The 18,490-nt window shown below is 61.3% G+C and carries 15 protein-coding genes; 6 read left to right on the forward strand and 9 right to left on the reverse strand.

Annotation, left to right across the window (positions count from 1 at the left end; all coding sequences use genetic code 11):
- Positions 1-30: 30 nt before the first annotated feature.
- Complete coding sequence (locus tag CQ007_RS09940) at positions 31-798, reverse strand: SDR family oxidoreductase (RefSeq protein ID WP_105645667.1); 768 nt, start codon at positions 796-798, stop codon at positions 31-33.
- Between the two features lie 198 nt (positions 799-996).
- Positions 997-1,311 (reverse strand): SCP2 sterol-binding domain-containing protein, encoded by a 315-nt coding sequence (locus CQ007_RS09945; protein WP_105645668.1) that lies wholly within the window; start codon positions 1,309-1,311, stop codon positions 997-999.
- Between the two features lie 206 nt (positions 1,312-1,517).
- Between CQ007_RS09945 and sohB the strand changes: the two genes are divergently transcribed.
- The 3 genes from sohB to alkB are packed head-to-tail and all read left to right on the forward strand — an operon-like array spanning position 1,518 to position 4,194.
- A complete protein-coding gene (sohB, locus tag CQ007_RS09950; RefSeq protein WP_105645669.1) occupies positions 1,518-2,537 on the forward strand; it encodes a protease SohB in 1,020 nt (339 codons plus the stop codon).
- 9 nt (positions 2,538-2,546) lie between these two features.
- Positions 2,547-3,533: a YhdH/YhfP family quinone oxidoreductase gene (locus tag CQ007_RS09955; protein ID WP_105645670.1), complete on the forward strand. Its 987-nt coding sequence runs from the start codon at positions 2,547-2,549 to the stop codon at positions 3,531-3,533.
- Between the two features lie 16 nt (positions 3,534-3,549).
- Positions 3,550-4,194, forward strand: a complete 645-nt coding sequence (gene alkB, locus CQ007_RS09960; protein WP_105645671.1) for a DNA oxidative demethylase AlkB — start codon at positions 3,550-3,552, stop codon at positions 4,192-4,194.
- Between the two features lie 80 nt (positions 4,195-4,274).
- On the opposite strand, the gene CQ007_RS09965 is transcribed toward alkB, so the two are convergent.
- The 5 genes from CQ007_RS09965 to metH form a co-directional block, all read right to left on the reverse strand.
- The gene (locus CQ007_RS09965) at positions 4,275-4,769 is read right to left on the reverse strand and encodes a DUF934 domain-containing protein (RefSeq protein WP_105645672.1); all 495 of its coding nucleotides are present in this window, start codon (positions 4,767-4,769) and stop codon (positions 4,275-4,277) included.
- Entirely contained in the window at positions 4,753-6,411 is a 1,659-nt protein-coding gene (locus CQ007_RS09970) for a nitrite/sulfite reductase (RefSeq protein ID WP_105645673.1), read from the reverse strand. The genes CQ007_RS09965 and CQ007_RS09970 overlap by 17 nt, the downstream gene beginning before the upstream one ends.
- Before the next feature lie 377 nt (positions 6,412-6,788).
- On the reverse strand, positions 6,789-6,980 hold the full coding sequence (locus CQ007_RS09975) for a DUF2970 domain-containing protein (RefSeq protein WP_105645674.1): 192 nt from the start codon (positions 6,978-6,980) through the stop codon (positions 6,789-6,791).
- Positions 6,981-7,053: 73 nt separating this feature from the next.
- Positions 7,054-8,388: an MATE family efflux transporter gene (locus CQ007_RS09980; RefSeq protein ID WP_256582260.1), complete on the reverse strand. Its 1,335-nt coding sequence runs from the start codon at positions 8,386-8,388 to the stop codon at positions 7,054-7,056.
- A gap of 9 nt (positions 8,389-8,397) precedes the next feature.
- Positions 8,398-12,090 carry a methionine synthase gene (metH, locus tag CQ007_RS09985; RefSeq protein ID WP_105645676.1) on the reverse strand — a complete coding sequence of 1,231 codons (3,693 nt, stop codon included), beginning with the start codon at positions 12,088-12,090 and terminating at the stop codon, positions 8,398-8,400.
- Between the two features lie 169 nt (positions 12,091-12,259).
- On the opposite strand from metH, the gene nfuA reads away from it, so the two are divergent.
- Entirely contained in the window at positions 12,260-12,844 is a 585-nt protein-coding gene (gene nfuA / locus CQ007_RS09990; protein WP_105645677.1) for a Fe-S biogenesis protein NfuA, read from the forward strand.
- Positions 12,845-13,041: 197 nt separating this feature from the next.
- On the opposite strand, the gene CQ007_RS09995 is transcribed toward nfuA, so the two are convergent.
- Positions 13,042-14,988, reverse strand: coding sequence for a transglycosylase SLT domain-containing protein (locus CQ007_RS09995; protein ID WP_105645678.1), 1,947 nt, complete (start codon positions 14,986-14,988; stop codon positions 13,042-13,044).
- Between the two features lie 214 nt (positions 14,989-15,202).
- On the opposite strand from CQ007_RS09995, the gene CQ007_RS10000 reads away from it, so the two are divergent.
- Positions 15,203-17,119 (forward strand): ATP-binding cassette domain-containing protein, encoded by a 1,917-nt coding sequence (locus tag CQ007_RS10000; RefSeq protein WP_105645679.1) that lies wholly within the window; start codon positions 15,203-15,205, stop codon positions 17,117-17,119.
- An 18-nt stretch (positions 17,120-17,137) separates the two neighbouring features.
- On the opposite strand, the gene CQ007_RS10005 is transcribed toward CQ007_RS10000, so the two are convergent.
- The gene (locus tag CQ007_RS10005) at positions 17,138-17,584 is read right to left on the reverse strand and encodes a universal stress protein (protein ID WP_105645680.1); all 447 of its coding nucleotides are present in this window, start codon (positions 17,582-17,584) and stop codon (positions 17,138-17,140) included.
- 259 nt (positions 17,585-17,843) lie between these two features.
- On the opposite strand from CQ007_RS10005, the gene CQ007_RS10010 reads away from it, so the two are divergent.
- Complete coding sequence (locus tag CQ007_RS10010; protein ID WP_105645681.1) at positions 17,844-18,287, forward strand: hypothetical protein; 444 nt, start codon at positions 17,844-17,846, stop codon at positions 18,285-18,287.
- The last annotated feature ends 203 nt before the right edge of the window (positions 18,288-18,490 follow it).

The raw sequence follows: 18,490 nt of genomic DNA on the forward strand, positions 1-18,490 counted from the left end.
GATGCCGGCCAAGCTGCCGGCATCGTCGTTTCAAGCGAGCATGCCACCATCGACATTGATCGCGGTGCCGGTAGTGTAGCTGGATGCATCGCTGACCAGATACAGCACGGTGCCGGCCATCTCGCTCGGATCGGCCGGACGTCCCAGCGGAATGCGCGCCAATGCCGGCTTGAGGATGCTCTCGTTCTTGACCAGCGCCGAGGCGAACTTGGTATCGGTCAGGCCTGGCAGCAGCGCGTTGCAGCGGATGCCGAACTGGGCGCACTCCTTGGCGAATACCTTGGTCATGTTGATGACCGCCGCCTTGGTGATCGAGTAGATACCCTGCATCATCGCCGGCACCATGCCGTTGACCGAGGCGACGTTGAGAATGACGCCGCCGCCGTTCTCACGCATCAGCTTGCCGGCTTCGACCGACATGAAGAAGTAGCCGCGGATATTCACGTCGACGGTCTTCTGGAAGGCCGACAGATCGGTATCCAGTACATTACCGAAGTGCGGGTTGGTAGCGGCGTTGTTGACCAGGATGTCGAGCTTGCCGAACTGGCTGCGAATGGCCTCGACGGTGGCAGTGATCTGTTCCATCTCGCCAATGTGGCAGGCCATGGCAGTGGCCTTGCCACCTGCGGCGACAATGGCGTCCGCCACTTCCTGGCAGCCATCGATCTTGCGGCTGGTAACGATCACATGGGCGCCTTGCTGGGCCAGCAGTTTGGCAATGGCCTCACCGATGCCACGGCTGGCACCGCTCACCAGGGCGATTTTTCCGTCCAGATCGAACAGTTGGGTTTTCTGCATCTGTCTTGTCCTTGTTGATATAGGCGTGGTCGCTGGTCAATCTACTGCAGCATCCGAGGCCTGCCAACAGCCAGCATTGCTTATCAGAAACCGTGTTGGAGGTGGATTGGTTGTATCTATGTGACCGGGTGACGGTAGCCAAGAGCAAAAAACCGGAGCCAGGCTCCGGTTTTTCATTGTGGCTGTGTTGTTGTCCGATCAGACCGGAAACAGCTCACCAAGCTTCAACGCCAGCATCATGTCGCCTTCAGCGCGCAGCTTGCCGCCCATGAAGGCCTGCATGCCGTCGGTTTCTCCGGAAATGACGCCCTGCAGCGTGGCAGCATCCATGATCAGCGTGACGTTCGGGTCTTCGGCATCACCCTGATTGACGGAGCAGGTACCGTCCTTGATGACAGCGTAGAAGTTGGAGTCATCTTCGATGTTGAACTGGAAAACCAGATCCAGGCCAGCCGCGGCGGCCGGATTGAACTTGCCTTCCATGTTGTTGATGATGTCGGCAACGGTAGTCATGGGTTCATCCTTATAGGGCTGTTTCATTGAGGCAACGGCGCAGCCGTCGCGGGGCATCGTTGTGCAGCTCAACAGAGGGTATGGTGGGTGGCGGGGCCTGTCAACAAAAATCATACGACCGTTTGAATTCGGCCTGTGCGGCCCAGTCTCCAGCGGCGGAATCATCCTGTATGCTTGGCAGGATCGAATCGAATAGGGAGATATCTGTGGATTGGCTTGCTGAGTATGGAATGTTTGCCGCGAAGGCGCTGACGACCCTGGTGGTGATATTTATCGTCTTGCTGATGGTGGCCTCGCTCAAGGGGCGGCAGCGTAAGGGCGAAGGCGCGTTGCAGGTGACCCGGCTGAATGATCAACTGGCGCGGATGACCGAGCGGCTCGGCCAGGCGGTGCTGGACAAGCCGGCACTCAAGGCCTTGCACAAGACCCGCAAGCAGGAGGCCAAGGCGCGCAGCAGGGGCAATGCCGACCGGGACAAGGTCTTCGTGCTGAACTTTCATGGCGATATCAAGGCCAGTGCCCTGGAGAACCTGCGTCATGAGGTGACCGCGGTGCTGGAGCTGGCTACCCCGCGGGACGAGGTCATCGTCAAGCTGGAAAGCGGTGGCGGCATGGTGCATGCCTACGGCCTGGCTGCGGCGCAGTTGACCCGGGTGCGTGAGGCAGGGATACCGCTGACCGTGTGTGTCGACAAGGTGGCGGCCAGCGGTGGCTACATGATGGCCTGCATTGCAGATCGTATCCTGGTGGCGCCCTTTGCCATGCTGGGATCGATTGGCGTGGTGGCGCAGTTGCCCAACTTTCACCGGGTACTGAAGAAGCACGAGATCGACTACGAGATGCTGACCGCGGGGGAGTACAAGCGCACCTTGACCCTTTTCGGTGAGAACACCGACAAGGATCGGGAGAAATTCCAGGAAGACCTGGAAAACATCCATCGTCTGTTCAAGCAGTTCGTGACCCGTTATCGTCCGGTACTGGATATCGATGCGGTGGCCACAGGGGAGGTCTGGTTCGGTAGCGAGGCTCTGGAGCGCGCTCTGGCGGATGAACTGAAAACCAGTGACGAGTATGTCAGCCAGCGTATTCGCCAGGCCGATGTGTTCGAGGTGCATTTCGCTCGTCCCAAGCGGCTGCAGGATCGTCTGAGTTCCAGCGTGTCCGCCGCCCTGGACCGTCTGCTGCTGACCTGGGTCTCGCGTTTCTACAATCAACGTTTCTGGTAGGAGTCTGTCATGTCCGAGTTCAAGGCGTTGCTGGTCAGTGAAGAACAGGGGCGGTTCGTCCCCCGGGTGGTTGCCCGGCAGGTGGATGACTTGCCGGCCGGCGAAGTACTGATCCGCGTGCAATGGTCATCGCTCAATTACAAGGATGCCCTGTCCGCCAGTGGCAACCGCGGCGTTACCCGCAACTATCCGCATACACCGGGCATCGATGCCGCTGGTGTAGTCGAAGCCAGCTCGGTATCGGAGTTGGCAGCCGGTGACGAGGTCATCGTCACTGGCTATGACCTGGGCATGAATACCCCGGGCGGGTTTGGCCAGTACATCCGCGTGCCAGCGGCCTGGGTGTTGAAGCGGCCCTCCGGCCTGACCCTGCGCGACAGCATGGTGCTGGGCACCGCCGGGCTGACCGCCGCGCTGTGCATCGACAAGCTGGAACGTTCCGGGCTTACTCCCGGCGCTGGTCCGGTGCTGGTCACTGGCGCCACCGGCGGTGTGGGCAGTATTGCCGTGGCTATGCTGGCCGGGCTCGGACATGAAGTGGTGGCGGTGACCGGCAAGGCCGAGCAGGCCGATTTTCTCCGCCGGCTCGGCGCCGCCCAGGTCCTGGAGCGCAGCGAGTTGCAGGCTGGCACCGACAAGATGTTGCTGGCCGAACGCTGGGCTGGTGCCGTGGATACGGTCGGCGGCGATATCCTGTTCAATGTGATCAAGTCGCTACGTTATGACGCCAGCGTGGCCTGCTGCGGCCTGACTGCCGGTGTCCAGTTCCAGGCCAGCGTATTCCCCTTCATCCTGCGCAACGTCAATCTGCTGGGGGTGGACTCAGTGGAGCAGCCGCTGGTGGCCAAGGCGTCGATGTGGGACCGTCTGTCCCTGCAATGGAAGACCGACCTGCAACAGTTGGAGCATGAGGTCACGTTGGAGCAGTTGCCGGAGCAGATCAGTACCATTCTCGGTGGTGGCATGGTTGGCCGTACGGTGGTCAACCTCGGTTGAGACGGTTGCCGCCGGCATGAGCACTCTCGATCTGTTTCAAGTGCCGGGACAACGGCTGCCGCTGGGCGCCCAGGCGTTCATCCTGTGTGGTTTTGCCATGCCGTATCAGGATGAGCTGTTGGCGGCGCTGAGCGCCATCGAGGCGCAGTCACCGTTTCGTAAGATGCAGACGCGTGGTGGCTACCGGATGTCGGTGGCCATGACCAACTGTGGTGAAGTGGGTTGGGTTTCCGATCTTCAGGGTTATCGCTACAGCAGTATCGATCCGCACAGTGGTGCTCCATGGCCTGCCATGCCCGGCGTATTCTCCAGGCTGGCGGAGACCGCCGCGGCAGCGGCGGGTTTTGCAGCCTTCCAGCCGGATGCCTGTCTGATCAATCGCTATCTGCCAGGCTCGCGGTTGTCGCTGCATCAGGATAAGGATGAACGGGATTTTTCCGCGCCCATTGTCTCCGTGTCGCTGGGTATGACCGCGACCTTCCTGTTCGGCGGACATCGGCGGGAGGAAAGAACCGCCAGGGTGCAGCTATACCATGGGGACGTGGCAGTGTGGGGCGGAGAAGACCGGCTGCGCTATCATGGCGTGCTGCCGCTCAAGGGAATGGCGCATCCGCTGCTCGGCGAGCGGCGAATCAATCTGACTTTCCGCAAGGTGCGCTGACGGTTGAGTGTCGTGGCGGGGAGCGGGGCGGTGCAAGCCGGACGGGCATCGACCCGTCCGACTGACCTGGGTAGAGCGGATCAGCGGCGACGGAACAGCGGCAGCGGTTCGTCGGTGGCGGCCTGATAGACCTCCGAGAAATCCTGCAGGCTGGCCAGGGCCGCATGTGGATCGTGGTCCTCACGCAGGGCATAGGCATCGAAGCCGCAGCGGCGCATGAAGAACAACTGATCGCGCAGCACGTCGCCGATCGCACGCAATTCTCCACGGTAGCCATAGCGATCACGCAGCAGGCGGGCATTGGAGTAATTGCGTCCATCGCTGAATACCGGGAAGTTCAGCGCGATGACCTGGAAGTGCTGCAGGTCATCGGCGATGCTCTCGGCTTCCTCATCGGAATCCAGCCAAACACCCAGTCCGCCATCGCGGGCCCGGAGCGCATGGGCGTGTTCGAGCCAGAGCGCCAAGGGCACGATGAGGTTACCTGAGTTGGTCAGGTCCTCGGTGCCGGCGTCCTTGGGCAGCAGTTGCCAGGTGTCCTCGATGACCTGATTACCCTTAATGATTTGCTGCATACACTCGCTCCTTAAACGGGGCCATGCCAATACGCTCGAAAGTATCGATGAGGCGCTCTTCCGGGGTGCGGTTTTCCACATAGACGTCGATCAGTTTCTGCACCACCGTCGGCATCTGGTCGGCAGCGAAGGACGGCCCGAGGATCTGGCCGATGGCGGCGTCGCGGCCGGACTTGCCGCCCAGCGATACCTGGTAGAACTCCTGACCTTTCTTGTCGACACCGAGGATGCCGATATGGCCGACGTGGTGATGGCCGCAGGCGTTCATGCAACCGGAGATGTTCAGTTCCAGGTCACCGATGTCATACAGGTAATCCAGATCATCGAACTGGCGTTGGATGGACTCGGCGATCGGGATCGACTTGGCGTTGGCCAGCGAGCAGAAGTCACCGCCGGGGCAACAGATGATATCGGTCAGCAGGCCGATATTCGGTGTGGCGAAGCCCAGTTCACGGCACTGGCTCCACAGTTCGTACAGATCCTGCTGACGTACGTAGGGCAGCACCAGGTTCTGATAGTGGGTGGAGCGGATTTCACCGAGGCTGTATTTATCCGCCAGATCTGCAGCGGCATCCAGCTGCTCGGCGGTAATGTCGCCAGGGGATACCGAGGTCGGTTTCAGCGACAGGGTCACCGCGGCGTAGCCGGGGGCGCGGTGTGCCTGCACGTTGCGGCTGGCCCAGTTGTCAAAGCCCCTGTCGCTGCCACGCTTGTCCAGGTAGCTGGCATCATCACCAGCGAAGCTTTCCAGCTCCGGAGTAACGAAGTATTTGCTGACGCGCTGCAGTTCAGCGTCGGTCAGGGTGACGCCGCTGTCCTTGAAGTTCTCCCACTCGGCTTCGACCTTCTCGGCGAAGACCGCAGGAGTCAAGGCCTTGACCAGAATCTTGATGCGCGCCTTGAACTTGTTGTCCCGACGACCGTAGCGGTTGTATACGCGCAGGATGGCTTCCAGGTAGGTCAACAGGTGCTGCCAGGGCAGGAAGGCGCGGATTTCCGCACCGACCATGGGCGTGCGGCCGAGGCCGCCGCCGACCAGTACCTGAAAGCCCAGCTCGCCGGCTGCGTTACGCACGGCATTCAGGCCGATATCATGCACGCTGATGGCGGCGCGGTCCTGCTCGGCACCATTGATGGCGATCTTGAACTTGCGCGGCAGGAAGGCGAATTCGGGGTGGAAGGTCGACCATTGGCGGACGATCTCGCACCAGGGGCGTGGGTCGATCAGCTCATCGGCAGCCACACCAGCGAATTGGTCGGTGGTGGTGTTGCGAATACAGTTGCCACTGGTTTGGATGGCATGCATCTGCACCGATGCCAGTTCTTGCAGAATGTCCGGCACGTCTTCCAGTTCGGGCCAGTTCAACTGGATATTCTGGCGTGTGGTGATGTGTGCATAACCCTTGTCGTAGCGGCGGGTGATGTAAGCCAATTTACGCAGGCGTTCGGATGAGAGGACGCCATAGGGTACCGCGATACGCAGCATCGGCGCGTAGCGCTGGACATACAGGCCATTCTGCAGGCGCAGCGGCAGAAATTCCGTTTCGGATAGTTCGCCAGCCAGATAGCGGCGTACCTGATCGCGGAACTGCTTGGCGCGGTCCTCTACGATACGTTGGTCATACTCGTCGTAAATATACATTCTGACAACCTGTTGTTGGGCGTTCACGCCCTTGGCTAACGGAGGTTCAACCCGGCAGGGCTCAGGAAGCGCCGAGACGATATCAGTTTTTTTTTATGCTTAAAAGGAATGTTTGTATATATGCTTATGTCGAATATCTAGGTTCAGATGATGCTGCTTGTACATCCGGCGGGACTGGTCTTAACTGTAGCGACAGTACATTCCCATTCCAAGAACAAGAGGAATCGCATCATGAACGACAATGACATGCACACCGGTGGCGACCACAATAGTGGGCTGGATGCCTTTGCTGCCGTCGCGCTGATTCTCATCGCGGTGGCGACTGCTGTGTTCTGGGTCAGCCAGCACTAGGACTGGCCTGACCTGGACCAACTATTCTAGCTTCCCGCGAGGTGCAGCACCAGCTTGACAATGCCGAGGATGCCGAGGATGAACACCAGCATGAAGCCAAGCCCGAACAGAATGAAGTGGCTTGGCTTGCCATGGGTGAAGTCCCGCTCCCTGGCCTTGTTGCTCTGAACTCCCAGAGCGCCGAACAGAACGGTGCTGATCATATCCCGCAATCGCATGCCTGATCGGGGGGTGGGTTGATCCTCGTGATTCTTGTGATTCTTGTTGTCGTCTGTCATTACCGGCTAGCCCTCAGATTCGGATTTCAGCCCAGTGCTTGCGTCTCCACATTATGGCAAAGATAACAGATGCCATGACCCGGTACAGGCTCTGCAGCAGCCACACGGCGAGTAGTCCGCCACCGAGCACCGGCCCGACCAGATAGGCGCAGGGCAGAAAGATCAGCCATTGGCTACCCAGGTTCACCGTCATCACCGTACGGCTGGCACCGGCTCCCAGCAGTGCCTGGGTCAGCACCAGGGCGGTCGCATCCAGGGTCATGCCCAGGCCGGTGATGCGTAGCGGCCATTCACCCAGCGCCAGCAGTTGCGGATCCTGGGTGAACAGTTGCAGCACCAGTTGCGGAGCCAGCCAGAAGGGCAGTCCCATGACGAACAGGACTATTGCCGCCACCCGCACCACGTCCCAGCCCCAGCGGTAGGCTTCCTGTGGCTGTTCCTCGCCGAGGCTATGGCTGACCAGAGTGGTCGCCGCCATGCCCAGGCCCACGCCGGGCAGGATCAGCAGCAGCGCGAGGTTGATCAGCACGTGGGCGATGGCCAGTTCGGCGGTGCCGATCTGACCGATGATCCAGAACAGGGCGGTGACGCCGGTGGCGAAGAACAGCTGTTGCAGAGAGTTGGGCAATGATAGCCGCAGCATCGAACGGACATCGGAAAGGCTCGGCAGACTGCGCATGAAGCCGTGCTGCCGAGCCTGGCGCCAGGTCAGCGCAAAGTACATGCCGCTGCCGAGGAACATGGCGATGCTGGTACCGAGTCCGGAACCGGCAGCGCCCATTTCCGGCAGGCCGAAGTGACCGAAGATCAGTCCGTAGCTGATGAGCACATTGAATACATGCATGGCGACCAGGATCTGCAGATACAGTCCGGATTGCCGTATGCCGTTCCAGTAGCCACGGTAGGCGAAATTACAGCCCACGGCGATGATCGCCAGTGTTCGCCAGCGGAAATACTCGCTGCCAATGGCCGTGACCTCGGGATCATTGGAGAGCAGGGCGATGATGTTCTCGGCATTGAACCAGCACAGCAGCATCAGCGGCAAGGCGACCAGCGTAGCGATCAGCAATCCATGGTTGAGGGGCGCTGCGGCCTGCTCGTTGCGGCCTTCACCGCGGCGGCGGGCCACCATCGCCTGTACGCCGACACCGAGACCCATTACCAGGGCAATGGCCATGAAGTTGGCGTAACCGCCCAGGCCGACGCCTGCCAGCGCCGCCTCGCCCAACGAGCCGACCATGGCGGCGTCGACCAGGTTCAGCAGGCTCTGGCTGAGCATGCCGCCCATGATCGGCAAGCCCAGCAGGATGATACTCCTGAAGCGCTCGCGGGACGGAAGCAGCGTCACTGTGCGCTATCAGACGTCGTAGCCGAGGTTCGGCATCAGCCAGCGTTCGCTGAGCTCGATATCCTGGCCCTTGCGCCGGCTGTAGCTCTCGACCTGATCCTTGTCGATCTTGCCCACTGCGAAGTACTGCGCCTTGGGGTGGGCGAAGTACCAGCCACTGACCGCTGCCGTGGGGAACATCGCGTAGTGCTCGGTCAGGGTGACGCCGCAATCGCCCTGCGGGTCGAGCAACTGGAACAGGGTGCCTTTCTCGGTATGGTCCGGGCAGGCCGGATAACCGGGGGCAGGGCGGATGCCCTTGTACTGTTCGCGAATCAGATCGTCATTGCTCAAACTCTCGTCCGGATCGTAACCCCAGTACTCCTTGCGCACCTGCTGGTGCAACCACTCGGCGCAGGCCTCGGCCAACCGGTCAGCCAGGGCCTTGACCATGATCGAGTTGTAGTCGTCACCGGCGTCCTGGTAGGCCTTGGCCACTTCCTCGGCGCCGATGCCGGCGGTGGTGATGAAGCCACCGACATAGTCGGTAAGACCGCTGTCGGCGGGCGCGACGAAGTCGGCCAGGGCGAAGTTCGGCTTGCCATCGGTCTTGATCGTCTGCTGGCGCAGGTGATGCAGGCGGCAGTGTGGCTGGCCCTGCTCGTCATACAGCTGGATGTCGTCATGATCGACCTGGTTGGCCGGCCAGAAGCCGAATACCGCCTTGGCGCGGATCAGCTTTTCATCGATCAGCTTGCGCAGCAACACCTGGGCATCGTTGAACAGTGAGGTTGCGGCTTCGCCGACTACCTCATCCTGGAGAATGCGTGGATACTTGCCTGCGAGGTTCCAGGAGATGAAGAACGGCGTCCAGTCGATATAGTCTTCCAGCACTTTGAGGTCGATATCTTCCAGCACCTTGCGGCCGACGAAACTGGGCTTGACCGGTGTGTAGTCCTGCCAGTCGAACTGCGGAGCAGCGGCCAGGGCCTGCTGGTAACTCAGGCGTTCGGTACGCTTGGCGCGGTTGGCGGTACGCTCGCGGATCATCGCGTACTCGTCGCGGATCTTGCTGGCGTAATCCGGCTTGAGTTCCTTCGACAGCAGGGTGGTGGCCACGCCCACAGCACGCGAAGCGTCGGTCACATAAATCACTGCATCGTTGCTGTAATGCGGGTCGATCTTCACGGCGGTATGCGCCTTGGAAGTGGTCGCGCCGCCGATCATCAGTGGCAGCTTGAAGTCCTGGCGCTGCATTTCCCGGGCGACATGGACCATCTCGTCCAGCGACGGGGTGATCAGGCCGGACAGGCCGATGATGTCGCACTTTTCCTCGATGGCGGTCTTGAGGATCTTGTCCGCCGGCACCATCACGCCCAGGTCGACGATGTCATAGCCGTTGCAACCGAGCACCACCGCCACGATATTCTTGCCGATATCGTGCACATCGCCCTTGACCGTGGCCATCAGGATCTTGCCCTTGGCCTCGGGCTTGTCGCCTTTTTCCTCTTCAATGAAGGGGATCAGGTGGGCGACGGCCTGTTTCATCACCCGGGCGGACTTGACCACCTGCGGCAGGAACATCTTGCCCGAGCCGAACAGGTCGCCGACCACGTTCATGCCGCTCATCAGTGGGCCTTCGATGACCTCGATTGGCCGCGCTACCTGCTGTCGGCACTCCTCGGTGTCTTCCACGATATGGGTGGTGATGCCCTTGACCAGCGCATGTTCCAGGCGTTTTTCCACCGGCAGCGCGCGCCACTCCTCGTTCTCGACTTCCTTGACCGAGCCGTCGCCACGGTAGTCCTCGGCGATGTTCAGCAGGGCTTCGGTGGCGCCCGGGTGGCGGTTGAGGATGACGTCCTCGACCTTGTTGCGCAGGTCTGCCGGGATCTGGTCATAGATTTCCAGCTGACCGGCGTTGACGATGCCCATGCTCAGACCATTCTGGATGGCGTAGTAGAGAAATACCGAATGGATCGCCTCGCGCACCGGGTTGTTGCCGCGGAACGAGAAGGACACGTTGGATACCCCGCCGGACGTCAGCGCATGGGGCAGGTGATCACGGATATAGGCACAGGCCTCGATAAAGTCCACGGCATAGTTGTTGTGCTCTTCGATACCGGTGGCCACGGCGAAGATGTTCGGGTCGAAGATGATGTCTTCCGGTGGAAAGCCCACCTCGTTGACCAGAATGTCATAGGAGCGCTTGCAGATTTCCTGCTTGCGGGCGGCGGTGTCGGCCTGGCCGGCCTCGTCGAAGGCCATGACCACCACGGCCGCGCCGTAGCGTTTGCACAGGTGTGCATGCTCCTTGAACTGTTCGACTCCTTCCTTCATCGAGATGGAGTTGACGATGCCCTTGCCCTGGATGCACTTGAGGCCAGCTTCGATCACTTCCCACTTGGAGGAGTCGAGCATGATCGGCACCCGGGAGATATCCGGTTCACCGGCAATCAGATTGAGGAAGGTCACCATGGCCTTCTTCGAATCGAGCATGCCCTCGTCCATGTTGATATCGATCACCTGGGCGCCGGCCTCGACCTGCTGCAGGGCCACTTCCAGCGCCTCGGTGTAGTTGTCCTCGCGGATCAGCCGGGCGAACTTGGCCGAGCCGGTGATATTGGTACGCTCACCGACGTTGACGAACAGCGAGCTGCGGTCGATGGTGAAGGGCTCCAGACCCGAGAGGCGGCAGGCCTTGGGGATATCCGGAATCTGCCGGGGCGGGTGCTGGCTCACCGCCTCGGCGATGGCGCGGATATGTTCCGGGGTGGTACCGCAGCAGCCGCCGACGATATTGACGAAGCCGGATGCGGCGAATTCGCCGACCAGTTCGGCGGTCTGCGCGGGGGTCTCGTCGTACTCACCGAAGGCATTCGGCAGACCGGCGTTGGGGTGCGCCGACACGTGGGTGTCAGCCTTGGCCGACAGTTCCTCCAGATAGGGACGCAGCTCCTTGGCGCCCAACGCACAGTTCAGGCCAATGGAAATCGGTTTGGCATGGCGTACCGAGTTCCAGAACGCTTCGGTGGTCTGCCCGGACAGGGTGCGGCCGGAAGCGTCGGTGATGGTGCCGGAAATCATGATCGGCAACTCGACGCCGAGTTCCTCGAACATGCCCTGCACGGCAAAGATCGCCGCCTTGGCGTTGAGGGTGTCGAAAATGGTCTCGATCATGATCAGATCGGCACCGCCCTCGATCAGGCCACGGGTGGCCTCGCTGTAGTTGTCCACCAGGGCATCGAAGGTGATATTGCGGTAGCCGGGGTTGTTGACGTCCGGCGACAGCGAGCAGGTGCGGCTGGTCGGCCCCAGCACCCCGGCAACGAAGCGCGGGCGGTCCGGGGTTTCGATGGTTTTCTCGTCGCAGACGCGGCGGGCGATACGGGCGCCCTCCAGGTTCAGCTCGTAGGCCAGCTCTTCCATGCCGTAGTCGGCCTGGGATACGCGGGTGGAGTTGAAGGTGTTGGTTTCGATGATGTCCGCGCCGGCATCCAGATAGGCGCGCTCGATATCGGCGATCACATCCGGGCGGCTGAGGATCAGCAGATCGTTGTTGCCCTTGACGTCCTGCGGCCAGTCGGCGAAGCGTTCGCCGCGGAAATCGGCCTCTTCGAGCTTGAAGCTCTGGATCATGGTGCCCATGCCCCCGTCGAGGATCAGGATGCGCTGGCGCAGAGCCTCATTCAGGGCGGTCAAACGGGTGGTCAGGTCAGACATGAATACTCCGCAAATGCATGGTGAAAAGCCGTCCATCTTACCAGACGGCAGGGAAACACTGAATGACAAAGGTGTGCGGAGTAATAACCGAGTGAAAAGGTGGGACTTTATTCGCGGATGCAGATCCCGTACACTATGTCCCATCAAGTCATCGAGCACGAGGCATTTCATGGCAGGCATTCACTTTACCGAGGCTGCCCAGAGCTATCTGGCGGAGTTGCTATCCAAACAGGACACCGACGGTATCGGTATCCGTGTGTTCATTACCCAGCCCGGTACTCCTTACGCTGAAACCTGCATCGCCTATTGCAAGCCTGGCGAGGAGAAGGCCGAGGACACGGTGATCGCGCTGGAGCCATTCCGCGTCTGGGTCGATGCCACCAGCGAGCCGTTCCTGGAAGAAGCGGTAGTGGACTACGCCACCGATCGCATGGGTGGGCAACTGACCATCAAGGCGCCCAACGCCAAGGTGCCTATGGTCAATGATGACAGCCCGCTGAATGACCGCATCAACTACCTGCTGCAGACCGAGATCAACCCCGGTCTGGCCAGCCATGGTGGCGAGATCAAGCTGATCGACGTCGTTGATGGCGGCATTGCCGTACTGCAGTTCGGTGGTGGTTGCCAGGGCTGCGGCATGGTCGATGTCACGTTGAAGGAAGGGGTGGAGAAAACCCTGATTGCGCGGATTCCTGAAATCAACGGCGTGCGTGATGTGACCGACCACTCGGTGACGGAAAACGCCTACTACTGAGCAGTCTCGCCATTATGAGCAGCCTTGTCATTGCGACGAGGCGTTTACGCCGACGCGGCAATCACTGACCCGGAGTCTGCTGCTCAATGGATTGCCACGCCCCGCTGGGGCTCGCAATGACGGCAGTGATTGTAGTCGATGCCGAGCCCTGCTACTCCGTTATTGTGAGGAGGCGGGGCGCCGACGTAGCAATTCATTTACTCGATATAACGCTCATGCTGCTCCATCACCGGCTGGCTGATGCCGAGCTTCTCCCCATAGATCACACCGTAGGTGAGCACCGCCTGGACGTAGGCGCGTGTCTCGTCGAAGGGGATGGTCTCGATCCAGATATCGGAGGGCAGCGCCGGCATGTCCCGGGTCCACTGCCGCACTCGGCCGGGGCCGGCATTGTAGGCGGCTGAAGCCAGTACCCGATTACCCTGAAACTGGCCATACAGCTGCGAAAGGTAGGCGGTACCGAGGGCGATGTTGCGCTCGGGCTGCAGCACGTCATTGGTATTGCCCAGGGGAATGTCGTAGCGGCGAGCGGTTTCCCGGGCAGTTGCCGGCATCAATTGCATCAGGCCCATGGCACCGGCGTGGGAGCGGGCGTCAGTCATGAAGCCGCTTTCCTGACGGGTGATGGCGTAGACCCAGGTCGAATTGAGCTGACGCAGTCGAGCCTGCTCGACGATGGGTTGGCGATAGGCCAGCGGGAAACGGATATCCAGATCGTCCCAGTGCTGGGCCTTGCTGATGCCGCGAATGGCCGGAAAATACCAGTCCATCTGGCGAGCCAGACTGGCCTGGGCAATCAACTCTTCGCGGCTGAACAGTCGTTCGGCGTGATACCACTCGCGGCGGGCGTCCAGATAGTCGCCGCGGGCGAAGAACTCCCGGGCGCGGATGATGCCGGCGGTATCCATCACCCGGGCTGCGGCGCGGGCATCGATCGGCACCGGCTGGTGATTGATGGCGTAGGGTTGGCGGCTGCGCTCGGCGGCGAGAAAACCGTAGAAGTCGCGCTCGGTGGCCAATTGTGCATATTCGCTGGTCAGCTCCCCGGTGCCGGCATTGGCCAATTGACTGCTGCGTAGTTGCCAGTAGCGCCAGCGGCTGTGCTGCTGCAGGTTGGCCGGCATGCTGCGAGTCAGATCCTGCACGCTATGCCAGTGACCGGTGCGCAGGGCCAGGCGTGCGCGCCATTCGGTGACGGTATCGTCCTGCATCTGCGGGTCGTTGGCCGCCATGAATGCCAGCGCCTCGGGCTTGTACCGGCGCGCCAGGCGCACGCCGATATCTCGGGTCAGGGCCAGGCGCTGTTCGTCAGTGAAGGGTAGCTGTTGATAATGCGGCCAGAGTGCCAGTGCGGCCTCCGCATCATCACGGCCGAGGCGGCGCAGGGCAACGGTAACGATGTCGACCAGTTTCTCCATCGGTTGGCCGGCGCTGGGCTGATACTGACTGAACTGGTTCAGCAGCTTGGGGTTGCTGGCGGTGGCAACGAAGCGTTCGGCCAGCGTGCTCTGCCGGGGCAGGTAGCGTGTCAGGTACTTGGCCAGCCCGTCCTGGCGATGCAGCAGGGCCAGGCGGATGCGCTCCCAGGCAACATCCTCGGTCAACCCGCCGGCGGCGATCCAGCGTTGGAACAGCGGGTCGCAGACATTGGGTTGGGATTGGCCGACGGTCCATAGTTCCCGGGCGCGCAGCATGGCCTGCTCGCTCTTGCCTTCATGCCACATCTGCATCACCAGCGGGCATTCCAGCTCCGCGGTCAGGCTGTCCTGATCGACGTGACGGCGCAGGCGCGGCCAGTCCTGTTCCTTGACCAGGCGCTTGAGCCAGTTGCTCTTCAGGCCGGCGGCGGCGGGCAGATCACCGTGGGTGGTGAGAAACTGTTCTATCTCCTGGTGCGGTGCGTGGTCCAGGCGCTTGCGCAGGGACTCGAGCTGCAGATAGGGATACAGCGGGTAGTCACTCAGGCCGGCCTTCAGCGACTGGAAGCGGGCGTGATCGCCGCGGGCCAGGGCACTCTGGGCCTGGTCGTACTGGCGGCGCTGTTCACTCAGGCGGTCGGCCTGTGCCGGCAGGCTGGCCAGCAGCAGGGTGCCGCACAGCAGACCGGTAATTCTGGCTAGGTATCGTTTCAACTGCTGAGGCATCGATCATCCTGCCCTGAGGGGCATAAGGCTGGTTTGCAAGGGGCTGCCGCAGGACGGCTCCGATTGCGCTCAGCTTAGCTGTTTGGCTCGTAGCTTCAAAGCGGTGACTGACGACGGAGGCGTTACACGATGCTTCCCAAACGATTCTTTCTAAACAATGCAGCTATCGGCGCCGGCAGGTAGAATGCTGGCCTGAATCAGCAAAAGGTGTGATATGGCTCTGCTTTCCTTTACCGACGTGTCCCTGGCCTATGGGCTGAATCCGCTGCTCGACAAGGTCAGCTTTCAGCTCGATCGTGGCGAGCGTGTCTGTCTGATCGGTCGTAATGGTGCCGGCAAGTCCAGCCTGTTCCGGCTGGTGACTGGCGAACAGGCGGCCGATGACGGCGAGCTGTGGTTCGCTCCTGGATTGAAGATCGGTCAACTGCCCCAGGAACTGCCCGAGGCCGGTGCGGCCAAGGTCTACGACGTGGTCGCCGCCGGTCTGGCGGGCGTCGGTGAGCTGTTGGCGGAATACCATGCCCTGGTGCATGGCGAGATGGGCGAGGCCGAACTGGCGCGGCTGGAAAAGGTACAGCACCAGTTGGAGTCGAAGGATGGCTGGCGTCTGAACCAGTTGGTCGAAACCACCCTGACACGCCTCGGCCTGCCGGCGGACAAGAGCATGTCGGAGCTGTCCGGCGGCTGGCGTCGCCGAGTGTTGCTGGCCCAGGCGCTGGTGGCCGAGCCGGATATCCTGCTGCTCGATGAGCCGACCAACCATCTGGATATCCATACCATCGCCTGGCTCGAACAGGCGCTGCTGGAATTTCGTGGAGCGGTGCTGTTCATCACCCACGACCGGCAATTCCTGCAGGCGCTGGCCACGCGTATCCTGGAACTGGACCGTGGCCAACTGATCGACTGGCAGGGTGATTACCGCAGTTTCCTGGAGCACAAGGAGCAGCAACTGGCGGCCGAAGCCACGGCCAATGCACTGTTCGACAAGAAGCTGGCCCAGGAAGAAGCCTGGATTCGCCAGGGCATCAAGGCGCGGCGTACCCGCAACGAAGGACGGGTGCGGGCGCTCAAGGCGATGCGTGAGGAGCGGGCCAGACGCCTCGAGCGTCAGGGCAAGGCCAGCTTCCAGCTGGAAACCGCCGACGCCTCCGGCAAGCGGGTGATCGAACTGGAGCATGTCAGCTTCGCCTGGCCGGGACAGCCGCCACTGGTGCGTGATCTGAGTACCTTCGTGCTGCGTGGCGACCGTATCGGGTTGATCGGTAACAATGGCTCAGGCAAGAGCACGCTGCTCAAGCTGATGCTCGGCCAGTTGCAGCCAACCAGTGGCAGCGTCAAGCATGGCACCAAGCTGGAAGTGGCCTATTTCGACCAGTTGCGTGGCCAGCTGGACCTGGAGCGCAGCGTGATCGACAACGTGTCCGAGGGTCGCGACTTCATCGAGATCAATGGCGAACGGCGACACGTGATCAGCTACCTGGGAGATTTCCTGTTCTCGCCGGAACGGTCCCGTACCCCGGTCAAGGCGCTGTCCGGGGGCGAGCGGGCGCGGCTGCTGCTGGCGCGGCTGTTCAGCAAGCCGGCCAACGTGCTGGTGCTGGATGAGCCGACCAACGACCTCGATGTGGAAACCCTGGAGTTGCTGGAGGAGGTGCTGGACGGATTCGATGGCACCGTGCTGCTGGTCAGTCACGACCGGGCATTCCTCGACAACGTGGTCACCAGCTCTCTGGTGTTCGAGGGGCAGGGCAATGTTCGCGAATATGTCGGCGGCTATGCCGACTGGCTGCGCCAGGGGGGACGGATCGAGTCACTGGCGGAGTGGGGCGATGATGTCGAGAGTAAGCCGGTCGAGCCGCAAGCGGAGGCTGAGCCGGTCAAACCGGCCAAGGCGCCGTCGACGAAGAGCAAGCTGAGCTACAAATTGCAGCGGGAGCTGGATGCGCTGCCGGCATTGCTGGAACAGTTGGAAAACGAGTTGCAGGCGCTGCAGCAGCAGGCCAGTGATCCGCAGTTCTACCAGCAGCCCCACGACCAGACCGCGCCGGTCCTGGCGGCCCTGGAAAGCAAGCAAGCTGAACTCGATCAGGCCCTGGAACGCTGGGCCGAGCTGGAGGAGATGGCGGGCTAGATCGGGCCCGCCGTCAGTTCAACTGGTGGTGCCGGTCTTGTTCAGGCGTACCGCGATGACATCACAGGGAGCGCCATGCAGCACGTCATTGGCGGTGGAGCCAAGCAGCAGTGCCAAGCCGTGGCGGCCATGGCTGCCCACCACGATCAGGTCGCAGCCACACTCGGTGGCGACCCGGTGAATTTCCTGGCGCGGATGGCCAAAGGCGATCTGCAGTTGCTGTTCGGGCAAACCATAATCACCGGCAAACAGCTGCATGCGTTCGCGGGCCTGTTCGAACTGCTGTTGTTGCAGCATGGACAGGTCCATGGGGACGTCGCCGCCATAGGCCATCGCCAGTGGTTCGACCACGTGGACGATAGTCAGTTTGGCGTCCAGTGCCTGGGCCAGCTGTCTGGCGTGATCGGCAACCGCGCGGCACTCGTCGATCAGATCTATCGCCACCAGCACATGTGAATAGAGCATGCAGGTTCTCTCCTTGTTTTTCGCTGATCTTAGGGCCTATTGTCGCTTCATCGCAAGCCGCGCCGGCGCCTGTTTTTGCGCGAGGCAAGGCGCGAGATGTGTAGTTTGGTGGGCCAAATAAACATCGAGCAACGCAGCATCGCGCAACGCGGCTGGCGATGAAGTGATAATAGGCCCTAACAGTCTTTCAGAACAGGTCTACAGTGAATAGCTGGCGGCCGATCAAATAGCTGGTTTTCCATCCAAACGGGGTTGCAAGATGTTGACCTGGGTAATAGTCGGCCTGGTGGCAGCGGTGCTGGTGTCCAATTTTTTCAAGCTCATGCCGCGAGGCCGGGAGCGCCATCTGCAGCGCTTGCGCGAGCGGGCCAGGGAGCAAGGCCTGGCCGTGGAATGGCTGCGTGAGGCGCATAAGGTGAACCAGTTGGCCGGTTGCATTGCCTACCGCATGCCACTGGAGCGCTGCCCGCTGGAGCGGGAGTTCAGTTGTCGCCGTGGTGAGGATGGCTGGCACTGGCTGAACGGCTCGGCCGCCACGCCTGACTGCAATGACGTATTGCAACGGCTGCCGGAGCAGGTCCGGGGCATCGATCGGCAGAGCCTGTCGGTGGTGGTGTACTGGCGGGAGCCCGATGATCTGGCGGTGCTGCAGCAACTGGTCGCCGCTCTCGAGCCGTTGAAAGGAGCGCCGCCAGGCCGCTGAGAGGGATTGTGTCGCGATCATCCCCGGGCACGTTTTTTCGCCCCCATCTGCGCACCGCAGATTGACAACGGCGGCGTTTTCCATAAAGGTGTGCGTACCCGAATCAAACGAGCGTATGAATTTTGCCTGGGCAAGGCAGCATTCCAATGCAGTCGGGAACTATCATGACACCGTCCGGCGATGGGCCGGACAGTGTTTTCTCA

The organism is Pseudomonas sp. MYb185 (assembly GCF_002979975.1).
Taxonomy (GTDB): domain Bacteria; phylum Pseudomonadota; class Gammaproteobacteria; order Pseudomonadales; family Pseudomonadaceae; genus Halopseudomonas.

Coding starts and splice junctions, on each gene's coding strand:
- CQ007_RS09940 (WP_105645667.1), bottom strand. CDS start 798: ATGCAGAAAACCCAACTGTTCGATCTGGACGGAAAAATCGCCCTGGTG.
- CQ007_RS09945 (WP_105645668.1), bottom strand. CDS start 1,311: ATGACTACCGTTGCCGACATCATCAACAACATGGAAGGCAAGTTCAAT.
- CQ007_RS09955 (WP_105645670.1), top strand. CDS start 2,547: ATGTCCGAGTTCAAGGCGTTGCTGGTCAGTGAAGAACAGGGGCGGTTC.
- alkB (WP_105645671.1), top strand. CDS start 3,550: ATGAGCACTCTCGATCTGTTTCAAGTGCCGGGACAACGGCTGCCGCTG.
- CQ007_RS09965 (WP_105645672.1), bottom strand. CDS start 4,769: ATGCAGCAAATCATTAAGGGTAATCAGGTCATCGAGGACACCTGGCAA.
- CQ007_RS09970 (WP_105645673.1), bottom strand. CDS start 6,411: ATGTATATTTACGACGAGTATGACCAACGTATCGTAGAGGACCGCGCC.
- CQ007_RS09975 (WP_105645674.1), bottom strand. CDS start 6,980: ATGCGATTGCGGGATATGATCAGCACCGTTCTGTTCGGCGCTCTGGGA.
- metH (WP_105645676.1), bottom strand. CDS start 12,090: ATGTCTGACCTGACCACCCGTTTGACCGCCCTGAATGAGGCTCTGCGC.
- nfuA (WP_105645677.1), top strand. CDS start 12,260: ATGGCAGGCATTCACTTTACCGAGGCTGCCCAGAGCTATCTGGCGGAG.
- CQ007_RS09995 (WP_105645678.1), bottom strand. CDS start 14,988: ATGCCTCAGCAGTTGAAACGATACCTAGCCAGAATTACCGGTCTGCTG.
- CQ007_RS10000 (WP_105645679.1), top strand. CDS start 15,203: ATGGCTCTGCTTTCCTTTACCGACGTGTCCCTGGCCTATGGGCTGAAT.
- CQ007_RS10005 (WP_105645680.1), bottom strand. CDS start 17,584: ATGCTCTATTCACATGTGCTGGTGGCGATAGATCTGATCGACGAGTGC.
- CQ007_RS10010 (WP_105645681.1), top strand. CDS start 17,844: ATGTTGACCTGGGTAATAGTCGGCCTGGTGGCAGCGGTGCTGGTGTCC.